Origin of the sequence: Mesorhizobium sp. M2A.F.Ca.ET.043.02.1.1, assembly GCF_003952405.1 — a bacterium.
Classification (GTDB): Bacteria; Pseudomonadota; Alphaproteobacteria; order Rhizobiales; family Rhizobiaceae; genus Mesorhizobium.
In genome coordinates this window covers 6,316,942-6,337,320 of the sequence record NZ_CP034445.1, presented here as the reverse complement: position 1 = coordinate 6,337,320, position 20,379 = coordinate 6,316,942, and the positions used below count along the sequence as shown (strand labels likewise).

At 63.8% G+C, this 20,379-nt stretch carries 23 protein-coding genes; 6 read left to right on the top strand and 17 right to left on the bottom strand.

Annotation, left to right across the window (positions count from 1 at the left end):
- Positions 1-6 precede the first annotated feature (6 nt).
- The 6 genes from EJ068_RS30535 to EJ068_RS30510 form a co-directional block, all read right to left on the bottom strand.
- Positions 7-1,380, bottom strand: coding sequence for a pyruvate dehydrogenase complex dihydrolipoamide acetyltransferase (locus tag EJ068_RS30535; RefSeq protein WP_129554967.1), 1,374 nt, complete (start codon positions 1,378-1,380; stop codon positions 7-9).
- Positions 1,381-1,383: 3 nt separating this feature from the next.
- The gene (locus EJ068_RS30530; RefSeq protein WP_127251778.1) at positions 1,384-2,382 is read right to left on the bottom strand and encodes an alpha-ketoacid dehydrogenase subunit beta; all 999 of its coding nucleotides are present in this window, start codon (positions 2,380-2,382) and stop codon (positions 1,384-1,386) included.
- Positions 2,382-3,410 carry a thiamine pyrophosphate-dependent dehydrogenase E1 component subunit alpha gene (locus EJ068_RS30525; RefSeq protein WP_127251777.1) on the bottom strand — a complete coding sequence of 343 codons (1,029 nt, stop codon included), beginning with the start codon at positions 3,408-3,410 and terminating at the stop codon, positions 2,382-2,384. The genes EJ068_RS30530 and EJ068_RS30525 overlap by 1 nt, the downstream gene beginning before the upstream one ends.
- Positions 3,411-3,412: 2 nt before the next feature.
- Complete coding sequence (locus EJ068_RS30520; protein WP_127251776.1) at positions 3,413-4,741, bottom strand: NAD(P)H-dependent oxidoreductase; 1,329 nt, start codon at positions 4,739-4,741, stop codon at positions 3,413-3,415.
- Between the two features lie 241 nt (positions 4,742-4,982).
- A complete protein-coding gene (locus EJ068_RS30515; protein ID WP_127251775.1) occupies positions 4,983-5,441 on the bottom strand; it encodes a YbaK/EbsC family protein in 459 nt (152 codons plus the stop codon).
- A 152-nt stretch (positions 5,442-5,593) separates the two neighbouring features.
- Complete coding sequence (locus tag EJ068_RS30510; RefSeq protein ID WP_042640159.1) at positions 5,594-5,860, bottom strand: helix-turn-helix transcriptional regulator; 267 nt, start codon at positions 5,858-5,860, stop codon at positions 5,594-5,596.
- A 293-nt stretch (positions 5,861-6,153) separates the two neighbouring features.
- Between EJ068_RS30510 and EJ068_RS30505 the strand changes: the two genes are divergently transcribed.
- Positions 6,154-6,759 (top strand): hypothetical protein, encoded by a 606-nt coding sequence (locus tag EJ068_RS30505; protein ID WP_189342234.1) that lies wholly within the window; start codon positions 6,154-6,156, stop codon positions 6,757-6,759.
- A 338-nt stretch (positions 6,760-7,097) separates the two neighbouring features.
- The gene (locus EJ068_RS30500) at positions 7,098-7,358 is read left to right on the top strand and encodes a hypothetical protein (RefSeq protein WP_127251774.1); all 261 of its coding nucleotides are present in this window, start codon (positions 7,098-7,100) and stop codon (positions 7,356-7,358) included.
- 76 nt (positions 7,359-7,434) lie between these two features.
- Here EJ068_RS30500 and EJ068_RS30495 read toward each other — a convergent pair whose 3' ends face one another.
- The 7 genes from EJ068_RS30495 to EJ068_RS30465 all read right to left on the bottom strand — a co-directional run bounded on the left by EJ068_RS30495 (position 7,435) and on the right by EJ068_RS30465 (position 12,216).
- Positions 7,435-7,737 (bottom strand): DUF883 family protein, encoded by a 303-nt coding sequence (locus EJ068_RS30495; RefSeq protein ID WP_127251773.1) that lies wholly within the window; start codon positions 7,735-7,737, stop codon positions 7,435-7,437.
- 92 nt (positions 7,738-7,829) lie between these two features.
- Positions 7,830-8,369 (bottom strand): MerR family transcriptional regulator, encoded by a 540-nt coding sequence (locus EJ068_RS30490; RefSeq protein WP_042640150.1) that lies wholly within the window; start codon positions 8,367-8,369, stop codon positions 7,830-7,832.
- 133 nt (positions 8,370-8,502) lie between these two features.
- Positions 8,503-8,826 carry an integration host factor subunit alpha gene (locus tag EJ068_RS30485; RefSeq protein ID WP_023815657.1) on the bottom strand — a complete coding sequence of 108 codons (324 nt, stop codon included), beginning with the start codon at positions 8,824-8,826 and terminating at the stop codon, positions 8,503-8,505.
- Positions 8,827-8,931: 105 nt separating this feature from the next.
- The gene (locus EJ068_RS30480) at positions 8,932-9,903 is read right to left on the bottom strand and encodes a beta-ketoacyl-ACP synthase III (RefSeq protein ID WP_127251772.1); all 972 of its coding nucleotides are present in this window, start codon (positions 9,901-9,903) and stop codon (positions 8,932-8,934) included.
- Positions 9,904-9,912: 9 nt separating this feature from the next.
- The gene (plsX, locus tag EJ068_RS30475) at positions 9,913-10,983 is read right to left on the bottom strand and encodes a phosphate acyltransferase PlsX (protein WP_042640146.1); all 1,071 of its coding nucleotides are present in this window, start codon (positions 10,981-10,983) and stop codon (positions 9,913-9,915) included.
- Between the two features lie 130 nt (positions 10,984-11,113).
- Positions 11,114-11,662, bottom strand: coding sequence for a DUF177 domain-containing protein (locus EJ068_RS30470; protein WP_126082926.1), 549 nt, complete (start codon positions 11,660-11,662; stop codon positions 11,114-11,116).
- 11 nt (positions 11,663-11,673) lie between these two features.
- Positions 11,674-12,216 (bottom strand): ubiquinol-cytochrome C chaperone family protein, encoded by a 543-nt coding sequence (locus tag EJ068_RS30465; RefSeq protein WP_127251771.1) that lies wholly within the window; start codon positions 12,214-12,216, stop codon positions 11,674-11,676.
- A 117-nt stretch (positions 12,217-12,333) separates the two neighbouring features.
- On the opposite strand from EJ068_RS30465, the gene EJ068_RS30460 reads away from it, so the two are divergent.
- The 3 genes from EJ068_RS30460 (at position 12,334) to EJ068_RS30450 (ending at position 14,520) form a co-directional block, all read left to right on the top strand.
- Positions 12,334-12,855 carry an outer membrane protein assembly factor BamE gene (locus tag EJ068_RS30460; RefSeq protein ID WP_126082928.1) on the top strand — a complete coding sequence of 174 codons (522 nt, stop codon included), beginning with the start codon at positions 12,334-12,336 and terminating at the stop codon, positions 12,853-12,855.
- Between the two features lie 128 nt (positions 12,856-12,983).
- The gene (locus tag EJ068_RS30455) at positions 12,984-13,529 is read left to right on the top strand and encodes a dTDP-4-dehydrorhamnose 3,5-epimerase family protein (RefSeq protein WP_245463293.1); all 546 of its coding nucleotides are present in this window, start codon (positions 12,984-12,986) and stop codon (positions 13,527-13,529) included.
- Between the two features lies 1 nt (position 13,530).
- Entirely contained in the window at positions 13,531-14,520 is a 990-nt protein-coding gene (locus EJ068_RS30450) for a glycosyltransferase family 2 protein (protein WP_127251770.1), read from the top strand.
- Between the two features lie 91 nt (positions 14,521-14,611).
- On the opposite strand, the gene EJ068_RS30445 is transcribed toward EJ068_RS30450, so the two are convergent.
- Positions 14,612-16,753 carry a sodium-translocating pyrophosphatase gene (locus EJ068_RS30445; RefSeq protein ID WP_127251769.1) on the bottom strand — a complete coding sequence of 714 codons (2,142 nt, stop codon included), beginning with the start codon at positions 16,751-16,753 and terminating at the stop codon, positions 14,612-14,614.
- Positions 16,754-17,082: 329 nt separating this feature from the next.
- Between EJ068_RS30445 and EJ068_RS30440 the strand changes: the two genes are divergently transcribed.
- On the top strand, positions 17,083-17,286 hold the full coding sequence (locus EJ068_RS30440; protein WP_127251768.1) for a type II toxin-antitoxin system HicB family antitoxin: 204 nt from the start codon (positions 17,083-17,085) through the stop codon (positions 17,284-17,286).
- A 209-nt stretch (positions 17,287-17,495) separates the two neighbouring features.
- Here EJ068_RS30440 and EJ068_RS30430 read toward each other — a convergent pair whose 3' ends face one another.
- From EJ068_RS30430 to EJ068_RS30420, 3 genes are read right to left on the bottom strand one after another with little or no spacing between them, the layout of a single operon-like run.
- Entirely contained in the window at positions 17,496-18,245 is a 750-nt protein-coding gene (locus tag EJ068_RS30430; protein ID WP_127251767.1) for an ABC transporter permease, read from the bottom strand.
- Entirely contained in the window at positions 18,242-19,180 is a 939-nt protein-coding gene (locus tag EJ068_RS30425; RefSeq protein WP_127251766.1) for an ABC transporter ATP-binding protein, read from the bottom strand. The genes EJ068_RS30430 and EJ068_RS30425 overlap by 4 nt, the downstream gene beginning before the upstream one ends.
- Positions 19,177-20,343, bottom strand: coding sequence for an ABC transporter permease (locus tag EJ068_RS30420; protein WP_128315557.1), 1,167 nt, complete (start codon positions 20,341-20,343; stop codon positions 19,177-19,179). Before EJ068_RS30420 ends, EJ068_RS30425 begins: the two co-directional genes overlap by 4 nt.
- Between the last annotated feature and the right edge of the window lie 36 nt (positions 20,344-20,379).

Below are 20,379 nucleotides of genomic sequence, written 5' to 3'. Positions count from 1 at the left end.
ATTGGCTTACACCAGCATGCTCATCGGGTTTTCGATCATGCGCTTGAAGGCGCCGAGCAGTTCCGCGCCGAGCGCGCCGTCGACCGCGCGGTGGTCGGTCGAAAGCGTCACTGACATCACCGTGGCAATCTTGATCTCGCCCTTCTTCACCACCGCCCGCTCCTCGCCCGCGCCGACGGCCAGGATCGTCGCATGCGGCGGGTTGATGACGGCGGCAAAGTCCTTGATGCCGAACATGCCGAGATTGGATACCGCCGTCGTGCCGCCCTGATATTCTTCGGGCTTCAGCTTGCGGCTCCTGGCGCGGCTCGCCAGATCCTTCATCTCGTTGGAGATGACCGACAGCGTCTTTTCATCCGCATGCCGGATGATCGGCGTGATCAGGCCGCCGGGAATCGACACGGCGACGCCGACATCGGCGTGCTTGTGCTTGACCATGGCGTTCTCGGTCCAGGAGGCGTTCGCATCCGGCACCGCCATCAGCGCCATGGCCATCGCCTTGATCACCATATCGTTGACGGAGAGCTTGTAGGCCGGAACCTCGCCCTTGTCGGTCTTCCTCATCGGGGCGGCGGCATTGAGCTGCGTGCGCAACGCAAGCAGCGCATCGAGCTCGCAATCCAGCGTCAGATAGAAATGCGGGATGGTGGACTTCGCCTCAACCAGGCGGCGCGCGATGGTCTTGCGCATGTTGTCATGCGGCACGAGCTCGTAGGAGCCTTCGGCGAACAGCTTCAGCACCTGGTCGTCCGACATCGGCTTGGGCGCGGGCGCCGGGGCGAACGGGACTTCGGCCGGAATCTCGGCGGCCGGCTTAGCGAGGGTGGCCGTGCCTTTCGCTGCGACCGCGGCCTCGACGTCGGCGCGCACGACACGGCCGCGCGGGCCGCTGCCTGCTATGGCCGAGAGGTCCAGATTTGCCTCACGGGCCAAGCGTCGAGCCAAAGGCGTGGCTCGGGCGGGCCCCTGCGATTGGCTGATCTCCCCCCTTGTGGGGGAGACGGCCGGCAGGCCTGAGGGGGGCCCGACGGAATGAGAGGTTGGCGGGACAACGCCCGCACCTGTCGGCTGCGCCGACATCTCGCCCACGAGGGGGGAGATTGGCGCCTTGTTCTGCGGCGTCTCAGCCGAATACACTTCATCGTCGGCATAGATCCAGGCGACGGGCTCACCGACGGGAATGTCGACGCGCTCCTTGCCAGTGACGTTGCGAAGCGTGCCGCTGGCCGGCGCGTCGATCTCCATCGCCGCCTTGTCGGTCTCGATCTCGAAGAGCACGTCACCCTTCTTGACGCGAGCGCCCTCCTCGGCGAACCAGCGCGAGATCTGGCCGGTCGCCATGTCCATGTCGACCTTGGGAAGAATGACTTCTGTCGGCATCGCTCAGCGGACCCCTTTCACGAGGTCGCGCGCTGCGGCGATGATGTCGGGAACCTGCGGCACGGTGGCCTTTTCCAGGTCCGGATTGTAAGGGATCGGCGTCTCGGCGCCGCCCAGGCGCACGATCGGCGCATCGAGATAATCGAAGGCCTCGCTTTCGGCGACGAGCGCGCTCACTTCCGCGCCGATGCCGAGCGTCTTCACCGCTTCGTAGACGCAAAGCAGGCGCGAGGTTTTCTTCACGCTGTCGATGATGGTCTGCCGGTCGATCGGGCGGATGGTGCGCAGATCGACGACTTCGATGTCGATGCCCTCGCCTTCCAGCGCCGCGGCGGCGTCGAGCGCCTTCTGCACCATGATCGATGTGGCGACGATGGTGAGGTCGCGGCCCTCGCGGCGGATTTCGGCCTTGCCGATCGGAACGGTATAGTGGCCTTCCGGCACATGGCCCTTCATCTTGTAGAGCAGCTTGTGCTCGAAGATCATCACCGGATCCGGATCGGCAACGGCGGCCAGCAGCATGCCCTTGGCATCGTGCGGCGTCGCCGGCTGGATCACCTTCAGGCCAGGCACATGGCCGAGCCAGGCTTCCAGGCTCTGGCTGTGTTGGGCGGCTGCACCCGTGCCGGAGCCGGCAGGGAAACGCATCACAACCGGCACCGAGACCTCGCCGCCCAGCATGAAGCGCATCTTGGCCGCCTGGTTGACGATCTGCTCCATGCCGAGCGTGGCGAAATCCGAGAACTGGAATTCGAAGATCGGCCGCATGCCGGTGACGGCCGCGCCCACTGCCACGCCAGCGCCGCCCAGTTCGGAGATCGGCGTGTCGATCACCCGGTCGGTGCCGTACCGTTCGACGAGGTCGCCGGTCACCTGGAAGGCGCCGCCATAAACGCCGATATCCTCCCCCATCAGGAAGACGCGCTCGTCCATGTCCATGGCGATGGCCATGGCTTCCTGGATCGCCTGGGCGTAGCTCAGTTCACGCACCACGGCGTCCATCACGCATGCTCCGTGTAAACATAGTCCTCAAGGGTGGCGATCTCCGGCGCCGGGCTCGCCTTGGCGAATTCGATGCCGTCGGCAATCTCCTTGGCGACCGCGTCGCGGATCGCCTCAATGCCCTGGTCGTCGATGAAGCCGAAATCGCGCAGCTCCGTCTCGAACAGCGTGATCGGATCGCGGTTCGCCATCCAGTCCTCGATCTCTTCCTTGGTGCGGTAGCGGTTGCGGTCGCTCTTGGAATGGCCGCGATGACGGTAGGTCTTGGACTCGATCAGCGTCGGCCCCTCGCCGGCGCGCGCCCGCTCGACCGCTTTGAAGGACGCCTCGGCGACCTCGGAGAAGATGTTGCCGTTGACGATGACGCCCGGCATCGAATAGGCGGACGCCCGCTCGGCGATGTTCTTCACCGCGGTCGAGCGCGCCGTCGACGTCGACATGCCGTAGCCATTGTTCTCGCACACGAAGATCACCGGCAGCTTCCAGATCGCCGCCATGTTCAACGCCTCGTGGAAGGCGCCTTCATTGTTAGCGCCGTCGCCGAAGAAGGAGACCACGACCTTGCCGGTCTTCATCCTCTTGGATGAAAGTGCTGCGCCCACGGCAATCGGAATGCCGCCGGCAACGATCCCATTGGCGCCGAGATTGCCCTTGGCGACATCGGCGATGTGCATGGAGCCGCCCCTGCCCTTGCAATAGCCGGTGGTCTTGCCGAAGAACTCGGCGAACATGCGGCTGACCTCCGCGCCCTTGGCGATGCAATGGCCGTGGCCGCGATGCGTCGAGGTGATCTGGTCATCCTCGGCGAGCGGCATGCAGATGCCCATGGCGCTCGCTTCCTGCCCGATCGACAGGTGCATGGTGCCGTGGATGAGGCCGCGCATGTAGCACTCTTCCGCGCCCTCTTCGAAGCGGCGGATGAGGTACATCTTGTGAAGCACCTGTCTCAGTTGCTCTGGACGGTACTGGCGATAGACGAAAGGCAGGTTGGCCCGGCTATCCACGACGGCTTTGCTGGCTCCGGCCATGATCACGCCTCCACGGTTCCGTAGACGAGCTTGTCCTGGCGGGCGCGCAGCTCGGCGATCTTCGAGCCCGGCGCGGGCGCGGCATTGGCATAGGTGATGAGCTCGCCCTTCTTGATGGGCGCCGTCACGGAGCCGCCCTGCAGCAGGCCGCAGGGGATCGCGCGCGCCGCATGGGCTTCCGGCGCCGTCATGATCCAGGCGCGGTAGCAATATTCGCCGATGGCATCGAGCTTGTCGCCGGGCTTCAGGTCCTTCTTGGCGACCGCGCAGACCTCGGCCACGGGCTTTGCCAGCGGCACCATGTCGGCCTTGCCGTAGAGCACGACGCGGGCGCAGGTCAGCGGCACTTCCAGCGAGGTCAGGTGATAGGGGCGATGGAAGGTGAAATACGGGCCCTTGCCCATCTTCAGGTCTTCCATGCGCTCCGAGATGCGCGGATGCGACATGTCGGCCACGACGAAGACGCCCGGCGCGACGCCCTTGCCGATCGAATAGTCGACGACGCCGACCTTCGACAGCACGCCGCCGTCCTTCTCAGGCACCAGCACCTTCGACAATTCGCCGAGCGTGGCCGCCGGGCCGTGCATCCCGGGCTTGTCGGGAACCAGCCCAGTCGCGTTGGCGATCGCCGCCATCTCGACCATTGTCTTCGAACCGTCGACGAATTCGACCAGCATGCGCACATTCATGTGCCGGCGCTTCGCCTCCTCCTCATAGTCCGGAGGCGTGGCGTCGATGTTGAGCGGGTTGTTCTTGCCCTTGCCCGCGGCAACGATCGGGTGGCCCATGGCGGAGACGAACTCGATCAGTTCCATGCACGAAGACGGCTCGTCGCCGGCGCCCAGCGAATAGGTGACGCCAAGCCGGTCGGCCTCGCTCTTGAGATAGGTGCCGATGGTGACGTCCGCCTCGACATTCATCATCACCAGGTGCTTGCCATGCTCCATGGCGCGCAGGCCAATCTCGGCGCCGACGGCCGGAACGCCGGTCGCGTCGATGACGACGTCGATGAGGTCATTGCCGATGACAAGGCTGGAATCGTTGGTGACGGCGATCTTGCCCGCCTCCATGGCAGCGGTCATGGCCGACGCGTTCGACACTTCCCGCGCGTGTCCGGTTTCCTGGAAAGCGATATCGACGGCCTTGCTGGCCGCCGGCAGGTTGAGTTCGGAAATGGCGCCGATCTCGATGCCGGACATATGGGCGACGCGGGTGACGATGTCGGTTCCCATTTCGCCTGAGCCGATGAGGCCGATGCGGATGGGCTTGCCGGACTTGCCACGTTCCTCGAGATCCCGGGCAAGGCCCGTCAACGAAATATTGGAAGCCATGCCGCTTATTCCTCCCATATTGCATGCTGTCTGATGCTTGACGGGTATTGAACATATGTATTTCTGTCAAGACTAATGTCCAAATCTTTGGCCGTTAGTCGACGCTTTCGGATTGATCGAGGCGCAGCCGCGAAAGGCATGGACCATGAGCGCCGCCATCAACCCAATGCGAGCGTGCGCCTGCGGCCGAATGCCGGCGAAGGCGCTCGCGGACCGCAAGGAGATATCTAGGCGGTAATTGTTACTGGCAAACGTCGACCCATATGGCGCCGACCAGATCGGCCATGCGCTGCGGCGTGATGCGCACAGCGGCGTTGGTGGCGCCGGCAGCGGGGACGACCTCGTCGAGGGCCTTGAGCGACAGATCGCAATAAACGGGAAGCGGCGCCGGCAGGCCAAACGGACAGACGCCGCCCGGCGGATGGCTGGTGACGGCCAGCACCTCCTCGCCGCCCAACATGCGCGGCTTGCCGCCCATCCTGTACTTGAACTTGCGGTTGTCGAGCCTGGCGACGCCGCTGGTGACGACCAGCATGGTCTCGTCGCCGACGCGCAGGCAGATCGTCTTGGCGATCTGCGCGGGCATCACGCCGTGGGCTTCCGCCGCCAGCGCCACGGTGGCCGAACTGGCCTCGGTGACGATGACTTCGATGTCGGGCGCATGCCGCGCAAAGAAAGCGCGAACCGATTCCAAGCTCATGGTGGGCCCCTCGTCAGGTCTGTCGGATAGCAGCGGTCGGCGAATCGCACGGCTAAACCATTGTTGGCAAGAGCCAGCGCTTTCCGCCTTCAGGCATTAAAAAGCCCGCCGGGCGAAACCTCAGCGGGCTCGAATGGACGCTTTTCGCGCCTCTACTGATGCGTGGGCCGATTCTCGGCGGCCGGCACTTTGATCAATTCCTCTTCCGGCATCTGCAGCGCGGAAGCGATGCGCCGGAGCTTGGCGGGATCGGCGTCCTTGCCGTCCTCGATGTCGACGATCTCGCCCACGGCCAGGCCGCAGGTCAAAGACAGTTCCTCGATCGTATATCCCCTCGTTTCGCGAGCGGCCTTCAGCGGATTGAGGCCGGACGCGGCAATGATGTCGTTGGAAACGGCGTTCCGTGCGGTGTTGGGCATGGCAACTCCTTTGGATGAAACAGGTCGGATGAAATGTGGCGTTGCCTGAGACTGGCGGGAGAATGCTCGTTAACAAATGATTTGCCAAGAGCTTAGGCCGTCACGCCATCGTGAAGCGGCATTCCGGCCGGTATCGCAGGCGTCCCACATGTAAGATCGCGCGGCGCCCAATCAAGTTCTTTTGAAGCGCCGCGACCGGTTTCGCCGGCATTTTCGACGCCTCGATTCGTTAGCTGGCCGTCACCGGCAGCCAAAACCCGGGCGACGGGCGTTTCACGGAAGGACCGAATGCCATGGATTTGAAATCATTCGCAATTGTGCTCGGCACAGTCTCAAGTGTCATCTGCGGGGAAGCGTGGGCGACGGATGCCGCACGTGTTCGAGGCACTGTCGTCGGTATAACCGGATCGACGCTGACGGTGAAGGACCGCGACGGCAAGACCGATGCGATCACGCTTGCCGACGGCTGGAAGATTTCGGGTGTCGCCAAGGCATCGGCGGCCGACATCAAGCAGGGCGACTTTCTCGGCATCGCCTCGCTTTCCAAGGCCGATGGCGCCAGCGGGGCGCTGGAAGTCGTCATCTTTCCCGCGGCGCTGACGGGCACGGGAGAAGGCGACCGCGACTGGGATCTGCAGCCCAACAGCCGCATGACAAACGGCACCGTGGCCGACGTCACCGAAATCCAGGGCCGCACGGTCACGCTTACCTATGACAACGGCCAGAAAAAACAGATCGCGATCCCCCAGACGACGCCGATCGTGACATTCGCCGCTGCCACGCCTTCGGATCTGACGCCGGGCGCCGCGGTCTTCGTCAACGCCAAGCGAGGTGGCGATGGCAAGCTCACCGCGAATCGAGTCGTGGTCGGGAATCACGGCATCGCGCCGCCCATGTGAAGCCGCGCAGGCCCCCAAGCGACCTGGTAACCTTTCCAAACCCGAACAAGTCGGTGACCGTAACTTGCAATCCGACAGCGCCGCAGGGAACGCCATCCGTTTCGCTTCGGGCATCGGGACAATCGCTCATATGCTGTCGTTAGGACGGATTTGCCAAATGGCAACACGCAGGTGAGAGTTCTACTCGCGACTTCCTCTCTGCCCCGCATTTTTTGCATCGCATATGAACCTTTCCGTTGGAGACAGCACTAACCGGTTATGGGCGCCGCGAAGGTGCTCCTCAACCCAACGGGACGCCAGAATGCCGATCCCAACAACCAATGGAAGGAAATGCTCAAATGACCAACTTCAAGCGTATCACCCTCGCCGCGGCTCTCGTCGTCTCGGCTTTCGGCTCGGTCTCGGCTCCGGCTTTCGCGGGCACACATCCGACCGGCGACGGCGGCGCCGTCTGTAAGGGTTCGGGCTCCTGCCTGGTGCTGCAGCTCGATTGTAAGGGCACCTACACCGACGCCACCGACAAGAACGGCACCGTCTACGGCAAGTGCAGCCAGGTCATGAAGGTCGACCCGAAGACGCGGCTCAAGCTGGCGAACTGATCGCCTGCAGCCGACGGCATGGAAATGGCGGCCGTCGAGGACGGCCGCCGTTTCTGTTTCAGATTCGGTCGATTGATCAGCGGCGGCTGATAAGAAGGCCGGCAAGCAGTCCGACCACGACAAGTCCGACGGCGGCGGTCGTCGCCGGATGGTCGCGCGCCGTCCGCTCGATCACCCTGCCCCTGCGCCTTATTGCCGGCAGCGCCTCGTGAAGGCGGTCGGCAAGTTGCGAGTAATAGTCGGACGCCGCCTCGCGGCCATCCTCATAATAGGCGTCACCGCGCCTGGCCAAAACCTTCTTGAGGTCGTTCAATTGCCGCGAAAGCGCCGCGACCTGCTTGTCGATGTCGAGGTCGGAGAGGGTCGAAAACGATGCCATGCTGATTGTCCTTCTCTTCGAGAAGGCCTAACGCATGGACGACGGGCCAGTTCCGGCGGCCCGACCGCGCGGCATCACGTGGAATGATGCCTTCAACGAACCTGGTCGAGCAGGCGTTTGCATTCCAGCAAGTCGAACAGCGCCTCCTGCAGCAAGGCGCGATTGTCACGCGACAACTTTGAGGCGTCCGGTTGCACCGGACCTTCGTCGTCACTCTTGCCGAGACCGAAGAAACGCCGGCTGGGCTTCACCTTCGGCTGGCCGACGAGCGCATCCTCATCGCCGCGCGGCTGCGCGGCCGCCGTCAGCGGCACCTGCTCGGCTTGACGGCGCTGGGCGATCGCCTCCACCGCGGCCATGTCGCCATTGCCGATGGCGACCAGAAAATGGTTGCCGTTCTCGCGCAACAGCTTCTGCACGCCTTTGATCGTATAGCCTTGATCGTAGAGCATGTGCCGGATGCCCTTGATCAGCTCGACGTCCTGCGGCCGATAATAGCGACGGCCGCCGCCGCGCTTCATGGGCTTGATCTGGGTGAAGCGCGTCTCCCAGAAACGCAGCACGTGCTGCGGCAGGTCGAGATCTTCCGCGACTTCGCTGATGGTTCGGAAAGCATCGGGGCTCTTGTCCATGGGCCAATCCTCCACACTGGACCACGATCCGGCGCATGATGCCGAATCGCCCCTTATTTCAGCGATTTATGAAGCGATATTCAAGCCCAGCGTCAAAACCGCGGGCGGTTTTTCAACCGCATTCGCCAGCAAACTACTTGCCGCCTTTGCCCTTGCTGTTCTGGTGCGAGCGCAGAATCCGGCTCTTGAGCACGTTCGACGATTTGAACGTCATCACCCGGCGCGGCAGGATCGGCACTTCCTCACCGGTCTTGGGATTGCGGCCGATGCGCTCGTTCTTGGAGCGGACGTGGAAGGTGGCAAAAGACGAAAGCTTGACCGTCTCGCCCCGAACGATGGCTTCGCAGATTTCGTCCAGCACGGCTTCGACGAGTTCCGCCGATTCAGTCCGCGACAGGCCAACCTTCCGATAAACGGCTTCAGCAAGGTCGGCACGCGTCAGTGTCTTTCCCCCCATGCGACCGTCCCATCTGCTCGCAGAAAATGTAAATCGATACAGCCAAAGGCAGAGCCTAAGTAATTGATCCGGCAAGGTCAAGGACCGAACCGGCGCGTTCGGCACTTACCAGCGGAGCAACACCGCGCCCCAGGTGAAGCCTCCACCCATCGCCTCGAGAAGCACCAGATCGCCCTTCTTGATGCGGCCGTCGGCGACGGCCACCGCGAGAGCCAGCGGCACCGAGGCAGCCGAGGTGTTACCGTGTAAATCGACGGTGACCACAACTTTCTCCTCGGCTATCCCGAGCTTCCTGGCGGAAGCGTCAATAATCCGTTTATTGGCCTGATGCGGCACGAACCAGTCGAGGTCCTGCGCCGTTATGCCGGCCTCGCCGAAGGTCGCCTCGATGACATCGGTGATCATGCCGACGGCATGCTTGAACACCTCACGGCCTTCCATCCTGAGATGACCGACGGTTCCCGTCGTCGAAGGCCCGCCATCGACGAAGAGCTTGTCCTTATGCGCGCCATCGGAGCGCAGGCTCGCCGCCAGCACGCCGCGGTCGGTGATCGCGCCGGCGCCGTCTTGGGCTTCGAGAACGAGCGCCCCGGCGCCATCGCCAAACAGCACGCAGGTCGAGCGGTCGTTCCAGTCGAGGATACGCGAGAACGTCTCCGAGCCGATCACCAGGACACGCTTGGCCAGGCCGCCACGGATATAAAGGTCGGCGGTGGCGACGGCATAGACGAAGCCAGAGCAGACGGCCTGCATATCGAAGGCAAAGCCGTGATGCATGCCGAGCCTGTTCTGGATCTCGACGGCGGTCGCCGGGAACGTGTTGTTGGGCGTCGACGTCGCCAGGATGATGAGGTCGATATCGGCGGGCGTCATGCCCGCGCTGTCCAGCGCGGCGCGCGCCGCCGCCTCGCCCAGAGAGGCCGTCGTCTCGTCATCGGCCGCGACATGGCGCTGGCGGATGCCGGTACGCTGGACGATCCACTCGTCGGAGGTCTCGACCATGCCTTCGAAGTCGGCATTCTTCATAATGCGGCGGGGCAGCGCGGCACCATTGCCGCGCACGACTGATCTGATCAAGGTCCGTTCCTATTCCTCGGCGTCGGCGGAGACGCCGGATTTCCTGTTTGCCTGGGCATTCGGATTGCGCGCATGGAACAGATCGAGGTCGGCCTCGATCCGGTCAAGCAGATTATTGCGCACCATGTCGTAGCCGAGCTCGATCGCCGCAGCGAAGCCATCCGAATCGGCGCCACCATGGCTCTTCACCACGATGCCGTTCAAGCCCAGGAAGACGCCGCCATTGGAGCGGCCGACATCCATCTTCTCACGCAGCCGGTCAAAGGCGCCCTTGGCGAAGACATAGCCGATCTTGGCCATGAGCGTGCGGCTCATGGCGGCGCGAAGATAACCGGCGATCTGCCTTGCCGTGCCCTCGGCGGTCTTAAGCGCGATATTGCCGGCAAAGCCCTCGGTGACCACCACGTCGACCGTGCCCTTGCCGATGTCGTCGCCTTCGACGAAGCCGCGGTAATTCATCGAGGCCATGTTGGCCTCGCGCAGCATGCGGCCAGCCTCCTTGACCTCTTCCTGGCCCTTGATCTCCTCGACGCCGACATTGAGCAGGCCGACGCTCGGCCGCTCGATGCCGAACACCGAGCGCGCCATGCCGGTGCCCAGAATGGCGAAATCGATCAGCTGATGCGCGTCGGCACCGATGGTGGCGCCGACATCGAGCACGACGCTTTCGCCGCGCGTCGTCGGCCAGAGCGCCGCGATCGCGGGGCGATCGATGGTGGCCATGGTGCGCAGGCAGAATTTCGACATCGCCATCAGCGCGCCGGTGTTGCCGGCCGAGATGCAGGCCTGCGCGGCGCCGCTCTTCACCGCCTCCACGGCCTTCCACATCGACGACTTCCAGCGGCCGTGGCGCAGAGCCTGGCTCGGCTTGTCGTCCATGCGCACGGCGATCTCGCAATGGACGAACTCGCTCACTTCGGCGAGTTTCGGGAACTTGGCGAGCTCGGGACGCACCACGTCCTCGCGGCCATAGATGACGAAGCGGATGTCAGGGCGGCGGATGACGACCGTCATCAGCGCCGGGATGACCACGCTTGGTCCGTGATCGCCGCCCATGGCATCGATGGAAATCCTGATCACTCGGTGTTTTTCTCACGGTTTGCCTGGCTAGCGGCGGACGCCTGCCAAGGTAAGGGGGCTCGCGAAGGTTCGGCGAAAATAGCGGTTTTGCGCCTGCGCACAACCAACTTTTCCAAAATCCGGACCACTCTCAGGATTTTCCGAGCAACGAACGCAGCTTTTTCTGGAATTCGCTTTCCTCGGCCTGATCGTCGCCGGCGACGTCGAGCGAGGCTCCCGGCTTGCGCGGATAGGGGTCGATCGCCAGGCCGAAGAACTGTTCGGCCAGCGCACCGACGTCGATCGTGTCGCCGGAGAATGTTTCCGGACTGTCCGGTCCATCGGCGTCGAGAATAATCTCGCCGCCGCCCTCGAAGCCCTCGCGTCCAAGCTTCGACTGCTCGGGCAGGAACAGCGCCTCGACCGGCTCGTCTATATGTGCGCTTACCGGCTCCAGGGTGACGATGCAGGCCTGCGTGATGTCGGCCTCGACACGACCGGTAACCTTGACGCCGTTGCGCTTCCACGAAGCAACAAGCAATTCGGCACGGTAGCTTTCGACCGAAAGCAGCTCATATTCGGCTGCAAGTGCTTCGCGCTGGCGCTGATCGGCCTCGACCAGGATCGGCAGGCCCTTTTGCGGCAGCCGCGCGACATTGGCGACAAAGGATACCGGGCTGCGCAATTCAGCGTCTTTCATGCTGGCCTCCTTCAAGCGGCCCCGGCGGCCGGGAATGCGACCGTGCCGGCGGCGATCGATTCGGTCGGCTGCGCGGCGAGCTTCTGGCTGGCATCGCAGACATAATCCGCCAGCAGCGACGCCTGCGGCCAGGGGCCCGCGTCCGGCCTGACATTGCGCGCAAGCGCCGCCGCAAGCGCCGACCGGTCGTTTTCTCGGAGGGCATCATCATAGGCGGTCGTGCGGCCGTAAAACATCCTTGCCAGCTTCTTCATGCGCTTGGGCACGCCGACATCGCTGATTCCAAGTTCGCGCAGCGAATGATCGACATCGAGGAAGAACTCGTCGATCAGCACTTGCGCGACCTCGGCCGCCACGCCTTGCTCGCCATGCAGACGGTGCTGGACGAGATAGATATGCAGCGACAGCATCTCGAAGCGGCCGAGCGGCGTATCGGGCACATTCCAGTCCGAATAAAACACCGTTTGCCGCGCCGCCGCCACGATTTGTGCGTAGAGCGCGTCGGTGATAGCGCGGTTGGCATTGCGTTCGCGGCCAAAAAGGCGCTGGAACATTGAGGGCGGTCTCCCGGGGACCTGTTGTTTGATTTGGCCTTGTTGCATCGGCATGCAAGCTGGTTTACCGGTTTTGCGGCCCAGCGCAAGTTGCGGGGATGTGATGGAGAATTGTTGTTGGGTGCGCTGAAATTCAAGTCGTTTCTTGCGCCCGCCCCGGTGGGCGTGGCTTCACTGCTGATGGTCGTATCAGCGCTTTCCGCCTGCAATTCATCTAAGATGTTCGGCGATCTCCATCCAAGCGAGACGCTGACGAAAGGCTACGTCATCGACCAGCAGGCCATCGATTCAGTACCGGTCGGATCGAGCCGTGAACAGGTGCTGCTGGCGCTGGGCACGCCGTCGACGACGGCGACCTTCGACAACGAGGCCTTCTACTATATCTCGCAGACGCGCAAGCGCTACGTCGCCTTCGACAACCCGCACATCATCGACCAGCATGTGCTGGCGGTCTATTTCGGCGCTGACGGCCGCGTGACCCAGATCGCCAATTACGGCCTCAAGGATGGCAAGATCTTCGACTTCATCTCCAGGACGACACCGACCGGCGGCAAGGACCAGAACTTCCTCACCCAGGTCATCAACGGCGCCAGCAAGCTGGCGCCCGGCATCCCCGGCGGCGGCAGCGGCACGCCTTAAGTCTATCGACGAACCGCGGAACAATCAAAACCCGCCACCTCGCCGGCGGGTTTTGTGTATGTGCGGCCCGACGCCCTTGCTTATGTTCCGGCGTCCCCCTATCAATTCGCCGGGATTGGGGACCGGTCATGAGCAACAGCGATCGTACTGTGCCGCAAGACTGGATGGCGACAGGCACGCCAGACCGGCAGACCGTGACACCCGACTGGCTCGTCGTGGATGCGCCTACAATCCAGGGCGTCGCGCTCAAGGAAATCCGGCCTGTCGCGACTTCGACCGGCTACCTCACTGAAGTCTTTCGCGAGGAATGGGATCTGGACGGGCTTGCAATCGGACAGGTGTTTCAACGCACGCTTTATCCCGGCGCGGTGACGGGGTGGCATGCCCATGGCGTCACAACCGACCGGCTTTTTTGCTCGGTGGGCAGCGTTCGCATCTCACTGTTCGACGGTCGCAAGGCCTCGCCGACATTCGGCGCGGTCTGGCACAAGATCGTCGGCGCGGTCAGGCCTGCCATCGTCGTCATTCCGCCGGGCGTCTGGCACGGAGTCGTCGCGCTCGGACCGGACATTGCTTTGGTGCTCAATCTGGTCGACAAGGCCTACGCCTATGACGCGCCCGATCACTGGCGGCTACCGCCCGATACTGAACAGATCCCCTACAAGCTGGCATAGCGTGGAACAGGCCGGCCAGCGCCCGCCGACAGGGCGGATCGAACCGCTTGTCTCAGTCATCATCGCGACGCACAACCGCCCCGCGGTACTGCGCCAGACGCTGAAGAGCCTCATGGGCCAGACCCTGCAGGACTGGGAAGCCATCGTCGTCGGCGACGCGTGCCGGCCGGACACCGCGACAACGGTCGCCGCTTTCGGCGACGGCCGCATATCCTATATCGATCTTCCGGTGAATTTCGGCGAACAGTCGGGGCCCAACAATATCGGCTTTGCCAGAGCACGCGGCCGTTTTGTTGCCATCTTGAATCATGACGACCTCTGGTTTCCCGACCATCTGGCATCCATGAGCGGCTGGATCGACGCCACCGCTGCCGATGTAGTGATCGCCCGCGGCGCGGTCATCGAGTCGGCCGCGAGCAAGGGTTCCAGGCATATGATCCTCGGGATGGGGCGGGACGGCTTCTATGACCCAGTCACCACGGTCGGATTTGGCTCCGCGCAAATGATCCGGCGCACGTCGCTGCGAAGACTTGGACCATGGCGCCCGGCCAGCCAGTGCGTTTGCGAGAGTTCCCAGGACTGGCTGTTCCGTGCCTGGCGCAAGGGTGCGGTGATCGCGACAATGCCGCATCTGACCGTGCTCATGCTGCATTCGGGCAAGCGCGAAGGCAGCTATGCGCGTGATACGGCGCAGGAGCAGGAAGAACTGATGGACGCGATGAGCTCGCCGGACGCTTTGCGCGCCAGGATTCTTGGCAACGCCGAGGAACCTGCTCCCCTTAAGCGTTCCCGTTACCTTAAACGCAGGCTCCTGGCGATGCTTGGCATACATCCGCGGGCGCGTTCCTTCCGTCGCCAGCTTCGCCGAGGCGCCTTCATTGCCATGCTGCGCCAGACACGCGGCTTGCCGCCAATGCCCGAGCGAGAGCCGGACATCGATGCGTTGCTGGCCCGCTATCGCCATGCCAGCGAAAGGCCGGAAGCCAACTGAGCGCCCGCCGGAAGGCGGCACGTATGGTGTTATGCGAAAAAACAAAGCCCGCGGGATCTCCTGCGGGCTTATCTTGGAATAACCGCCGCGATCAGCCGTGCGCGAGCACGGCGAGAAGAAGCAGCGCGACGATGTTGGTGATCTTGATCGCCGGATTTACGGCCGGGCCGGCGGTGTCCTTGTAGGGGTCGCCGACGGTGTCGCCGGTGACCGAGGCCTTGTGCGCCTCGGAACCCTTCAGGTGTTTGACGCCGTCCTTGTCGGTGAAGCCGTCCTCGAACGACTTCTTGGCGTTGTCCCAGGCGCCGCCGCCGGAGGTCATCGAGATGGCGACGAAGAGGCCGTTGACGATCACGCCGAGCAGCGAGGCGCCGAGCGCGGCGAAGGCCGAGGCCTTCGAGCCCGAGATCAGCAGCACGCCGAAATAGACGACGAGCGGCGCCAGCACCGGCAGCAGCGACGGGATGATCATTTCCCGGATCGCCGCCCTGGTCAGGATGTCGACGGCGCGCGCATAGTTCGGCTTCGAGGTGCCGGCCATGATGCCCTTGTCCTCGCGGAACTGCTTGCGCACTTCCTCGACGATCGAGCCGGCGGCGCGACCGACGGCGGTCATGGCGATGCCGCCGAACAGATAGGGGATCAGGCCGCCGAAGATCAGGCCGGCGACGACATAGGGGTTGGAGAGGTCGAAGGAGACGTCGCCCATGCCCTGGAAGTAGGGGTACTTGTCGCCATTGGCGGCAAAGAACCGGAGGTCGTTCGAGTAGGCCGCGAACAACACCAGCGCGCCGAGACCAGCGGAACCGATGGCATAGCCCTTGGTCACCGCCTTGGTGGTATTGCCGACAGCGTCGAGCGCGTCGGTGGAGTGGCGCACTTCCTTGGGCAGGCCGGCCATTTCGGCAATGCCGCCGGCATTGTCTGTGACCGGGCCGAAGGCGTCGAGCGCCACGATCATGCCGGCAAGGCCAAGCATGGTGGTGACGGCGATCGCCGTGCCGAACAGGCCACCTAGTTGGTAGGTCGCGATGATGCCGCCGACGATGACGATGGCCGGCAGCGCGGTCGATTCCAGCGAGACCGCGAGGCCCTGGATGACATTAGTGCCGTGACCGGTCACCGACGCCTGGGCGATCGAATTCACCGGACGCTTGTTGGTGCCGGTGTAGTATTCGGTGATCACCACGATCAAACCGGTCACCAGCAGACCGATGAGGCCGCAGATGAACAGGTTCTTGCCGGTGATGCCGATGCCGGCAACGGTGCCGACCTCGCCCCAGCCGACCGTGGCGGAGGTCGCGGCGGCAAGACCGACGATCGACAGCAGGCCGGTGACGATCAGGCCCTTGTAGAGCGCGCCCATGATCGAGCCGTTGGAGCCGAGCTTGACGAAGAAGGTGCCGACGATCGAGGTCAGGATGCAGGCGCCGCAGATGGCGAGCGGATAGAGCATGGCCGCGCCCAGCGCCGCCGTGCCGCCGAAGAAGATGGCGGCCAGAACCATGGTGGCGACGGCGGTCACCGCATAGGTCTCGAAAAGGTCCGCGGCCATGCCCGCGCAGTCGCCGACATTGTCGCCGACATTGTCGGCGATGGTGGCAGGGTTGCGCGGATCGTCTTCGGGAATGCCGGCCTCGACCTTGCCGACGAGGTCGCCGCCGACATCCGCACCCTTGGTAAAGATGCCGCCGCCGAGACGGGCGAAGATCGAGATCAGCGATGCGCCAAAGCCGAGCGAAACCAGCGAGTCAATGACGACGCGGTCGTTCGGTTGCAGGCCCATCGGGCCGGTGAGGATGGCGTAGTAGATCGAGACGCCGAGCAGCGCCAGGCCCGCGACCAGCAGGCCGGTGATGGCGCCGGATTTGAAGGCGATGTCGAGGCCGGCGGCGAGGCTGTTCGAGGCCGCCTGCGCGGTTCGAACATTGGCGCGCACCGAGACATGCATGCCGATGAAGCCGGCGGTGCCCGAAAGCACGGCGCCGATCAGGAAGCCGATAGCGGAGGTGATCGAGAGCAGCCACCAGGCAAGCAGGAGCACGACGATGCCGACCACGGCGATGGTGGTGTACTGGCGCGCCAGATAGGCCTGGGCGCCTTCGCGGATGGCGGCGGAGATTTCCTGCATGCGCTGATTGCCCTGATCGGACGCAAGGACCGAACGTGTCGCCCAGATGGCGTACAGAACTGACAGCAAGCCGCAGGCGATGACGGCGGTAATAATGGTCATTGCCGGATTTTCCTCGATTGTTGGCCCAAAAGAACCCCTCCCTGGGCCGTTGGAACGGAGACGGATGCCGCGCTTGGAATCCACCTCTTGGTTGGGGTATGCGAAACAAGGCTTGGAACGTCAAGATATTGTTCGGTTTTTGCCCGGCTTTCGCCCAAAAGAAGAAGGCGGGAATCGTTGTGCCAGCGCGAGCCTGGAATTAGATCGATTGAAATGACGTTGGGTCCGGCTGCTCAGGATCGGTCCGTGGCGAGGTTGGCGGCTGACGGATCGGCGCTTTGCAAATGCTCAATGCCAAGCATATCTTCCGGGTGGACAGGAGTTGATCAATGAAGTTCAAAGCTATCGTGCACGAAGCGGAAGAAGGTGGATTCTGGGCCGAGGTTCCCGCCATTCCGGGATGCGCAACCGAAGGAAAAACCCTGGACGAACTCATGGCAAATCTGCGTGAGGCAATTGAAGGCTGCCTTTCGGTAGATCTGCCGTCTTCGGTCACTTCAGTTCCCGGCAAGGTGGTGGAAATCGCAGTTTGAAATCCATTTCGGGCAAGGATCTGGCCAGGGGCATTGAGCGGCGAGGCTGACGACTTCTGCGAATAGCAGGCAGCCATCATATTTATGGAAAAGAGGGAAGCATTATGCGTCTCTCTATCCCAATACATGGCAACAAGCCCCTCAAGACGGGTCTCGTGCGCCATCTTCTGAAGATGGCGAAAATCAGCGAAACAGATGTCTGAACATCTCTACTCCGCCCCCTGCCCCATGCGCCGCGCGGCGTAGCGCTCTATGGCAGACAGACCGTCATAGATCAGCACGGCAAGCGCGGCGACGATGAGACCGCCCTGCAGCACGAAGGCAAGGTTGTTCGAGATCAGGCCGGCGATGATCACCTCGCCCAGCGTCTTGGCGGCAACCGTTGAGCCGATCGTCGCGGTGGCGAGGCTGATGACGACCGACAGCCGGATGCCGCCCAGAATAACAGGGGCGCTGAGCGGCAACTCGACCTTCATCAGCCTTTGCCAGCCGGTCATGCCGGCCCCGCGCGCCGCTTCCATCACATTGCCCGGCAGCGTGGTCAGCGCGGTCAGCGCATTCTCGAAGATCGGCAGCAGCCCATAGAGGAAGAGCGCGATCAGCGTCGGCTTCTCGCCGAAGCCGACGGCGGGTACCGCAAGCGCCAGCACGGCAACCGGCGGAAAGGTCTGGCCGATATTGACCAGGCTGCGCGACAAGGGCAGGAACTCTGCGCCTGCCGGTCTGGTGACCAGGATGGCTAAAGCCACCGCGACAATCGTTGCCGCGACCGTCGCGACAAGGACGGTCCGCAGGTGCTGCAGGGTCAGCGTCAGCAGGCTGCCCTGGTTGTAGATCGCCGGCGCGCCATTCTCGGTCAGGGGTTTCAACAGCGGCTCGAACCAGCCCGGGCTGATGATGAAGACCACCAGCAGCGCCAGGACAGCCAGCCTCAGCAGCGCGGGCAGCCAGGCTTTCATTGCGGCCTCGCCGCGCGTTTCACCAGGCCCTCGACGGTGACGCGGCCAATGAGCCTGCCGTCCGCGCCTTTTACCGGCAGCGCGGGCCGCCCCGACCACAGAAGCTCGGCAAGCGCGTCGCGCTGCGTGGCCTCACCGGGGATCGCCTCGCCTTCCGCGCCGCCCGGCTCCACCGCATCGCGCACAGGCCCGAGCGACAGCAGCCGGAACGGCCTTTCGCTGGCGCCGACCAATGTCTCGACGAAGCCGCTCGCCGGCCTGGCCAGAATCTCCGCCGGTTTGGCATATTGCACCAGCTTGCCGGCATCCATGACGGCGATCTTGTCGCCCAGATGCACCGCCTCTTCCATGTCGTGGGTGACGAGGATGATGGTGGTGCCGAAACGCTTCTGGATCGCCAGCAGATCCTCCTGCGCCTTGGTGCGGATGATCGGGTCCAACGCGCCGAAGGGCTCGTCCATCAAAAGCACGTTTGGCTCGGCGGCCAGAGCGCGGGCCACGCCGACACGCTGCTGCTGGCCGCCGGAAAGCTCGTGCGGGTAACGCGGGCCGTAGGCCTGTGGATCGAGCTGGTAAAGCGTCATCAGCTCGTCGACACGCGCCTTGATCCGATCCCTGTCCCAGCCGAGCAGCAGCGGCACAGTGGCGATGTTCTGCGCCACCGTGCGATGCGGAAACAGTCCATGGCCCTGAATGGCGTAGCCGATGCTGCGGCGCAGCTGATAGCCGGGCACCGAGCGGTTGTCGGCGCCGTCGAGCTTGATGACGCCGGAGGTCGGCTCGACCAGCCGGTTGATCATCCTGAGCAGCGTCGTCTTGCCGGATCCCGACGTGCCGACAATGGTGGCGATGGTGCGCGGCTCAATGACCATCGAAACATTGTCGACCACCGTCGTCTCGTCATAGCGCTTGGTGATGCCCTCGATCTCGATCATGCCGTTTCAACTACCCTGCGCTTGGTGGCGGTCATCTCGATGACCGCGTCGAGGATGATGGCCGCCGCAAAGGCCAATGCCACGGTGGGCAGCGCGCCGAGCAGCACCAGATCCATCGCGGTCTGGCCGACGCCCTGGAAAACGAACACGCCGAAGCCGCCGCCGCCAATCAGCGCGGCAATGGTGGCAAGGCCGATATTCTGCACCAGCACGATGCGGATGCCGGTCAGGATCACCGGAAAGGCGAGCGGGAACTCGACATCGAAAAGGCGCTGGCGATCGGTCATGCCCATGCCGCGCGCGGCGTCGTTGGCCGCGCGGGGCACACCAGCCAGCCCGACCACCGTGTTGGCCACCACCGGCAACAGCGAATAGAGGAAGAGCGCGACGAAGGCGGGCGCGGTGCCGATGCCCCTGATGCCGATCGCGGCGGCCCCCGGCACGTGGACGGCGACCCAGCCGAGCGGCGCGATCAGCAGGCCAAACAGCGCTATGGAGGGAATGGTCTGGATGATGTTGAGCACGTTCAGCACCCCCGCCCGCAGCTTCTCGACGCGATGGCAAAGGATGCCGAGCGGTATGCCGACGATCACCGCGCCAGCCAGCGAGCCAAGCGCCAGGCTAACGTGCTTGGAAGCCTCGGCCCAGAAACTGTCGGCGCGGCTGGCATATTCCTTGAGGATGGAGAGGGTGTCCCAGCTTCCCGAGACGAGCAGCACGGCAATGGCGAGCGCGGCAAGGACGAGCACGCCGACGCGCGACCAGGGCGACAGGTTCAGCCTGGTCAGCACATCGGCCAACAGCAGGGTGAAGGCAAAGATCAGCAGCCAGAAACCGGAGGCGGGCGCGACGCGGGCAAAGGTGTTTCCGGCAGGCGTCAGGAAACCGCCGGCGGTGCCGATCAGGACCGATAGCGCGACCAGCGCGACGACGCTGACCGCCAGCCTGAGGATCAGCGGCGTCTTAAGCAAGGCGACGATGGCGGCGACGATCACCATAGCCAGCAGCACCATGCCAAGCACGGGCGGCAGCGCTTCGAGGATCGAACGCGCCTGGCCTGGCACAATGCGGTTGGCGCGGAACGTCGCAAAGGGGGCCGCCAACGCAGCGTAGGCGACGATCGCGGCAATGACGACGCCGAGCTTGTCGAAGCGGATGGTCACGATCGCCCCCCAATCGGCGGCGCGCCGCAGCACGGC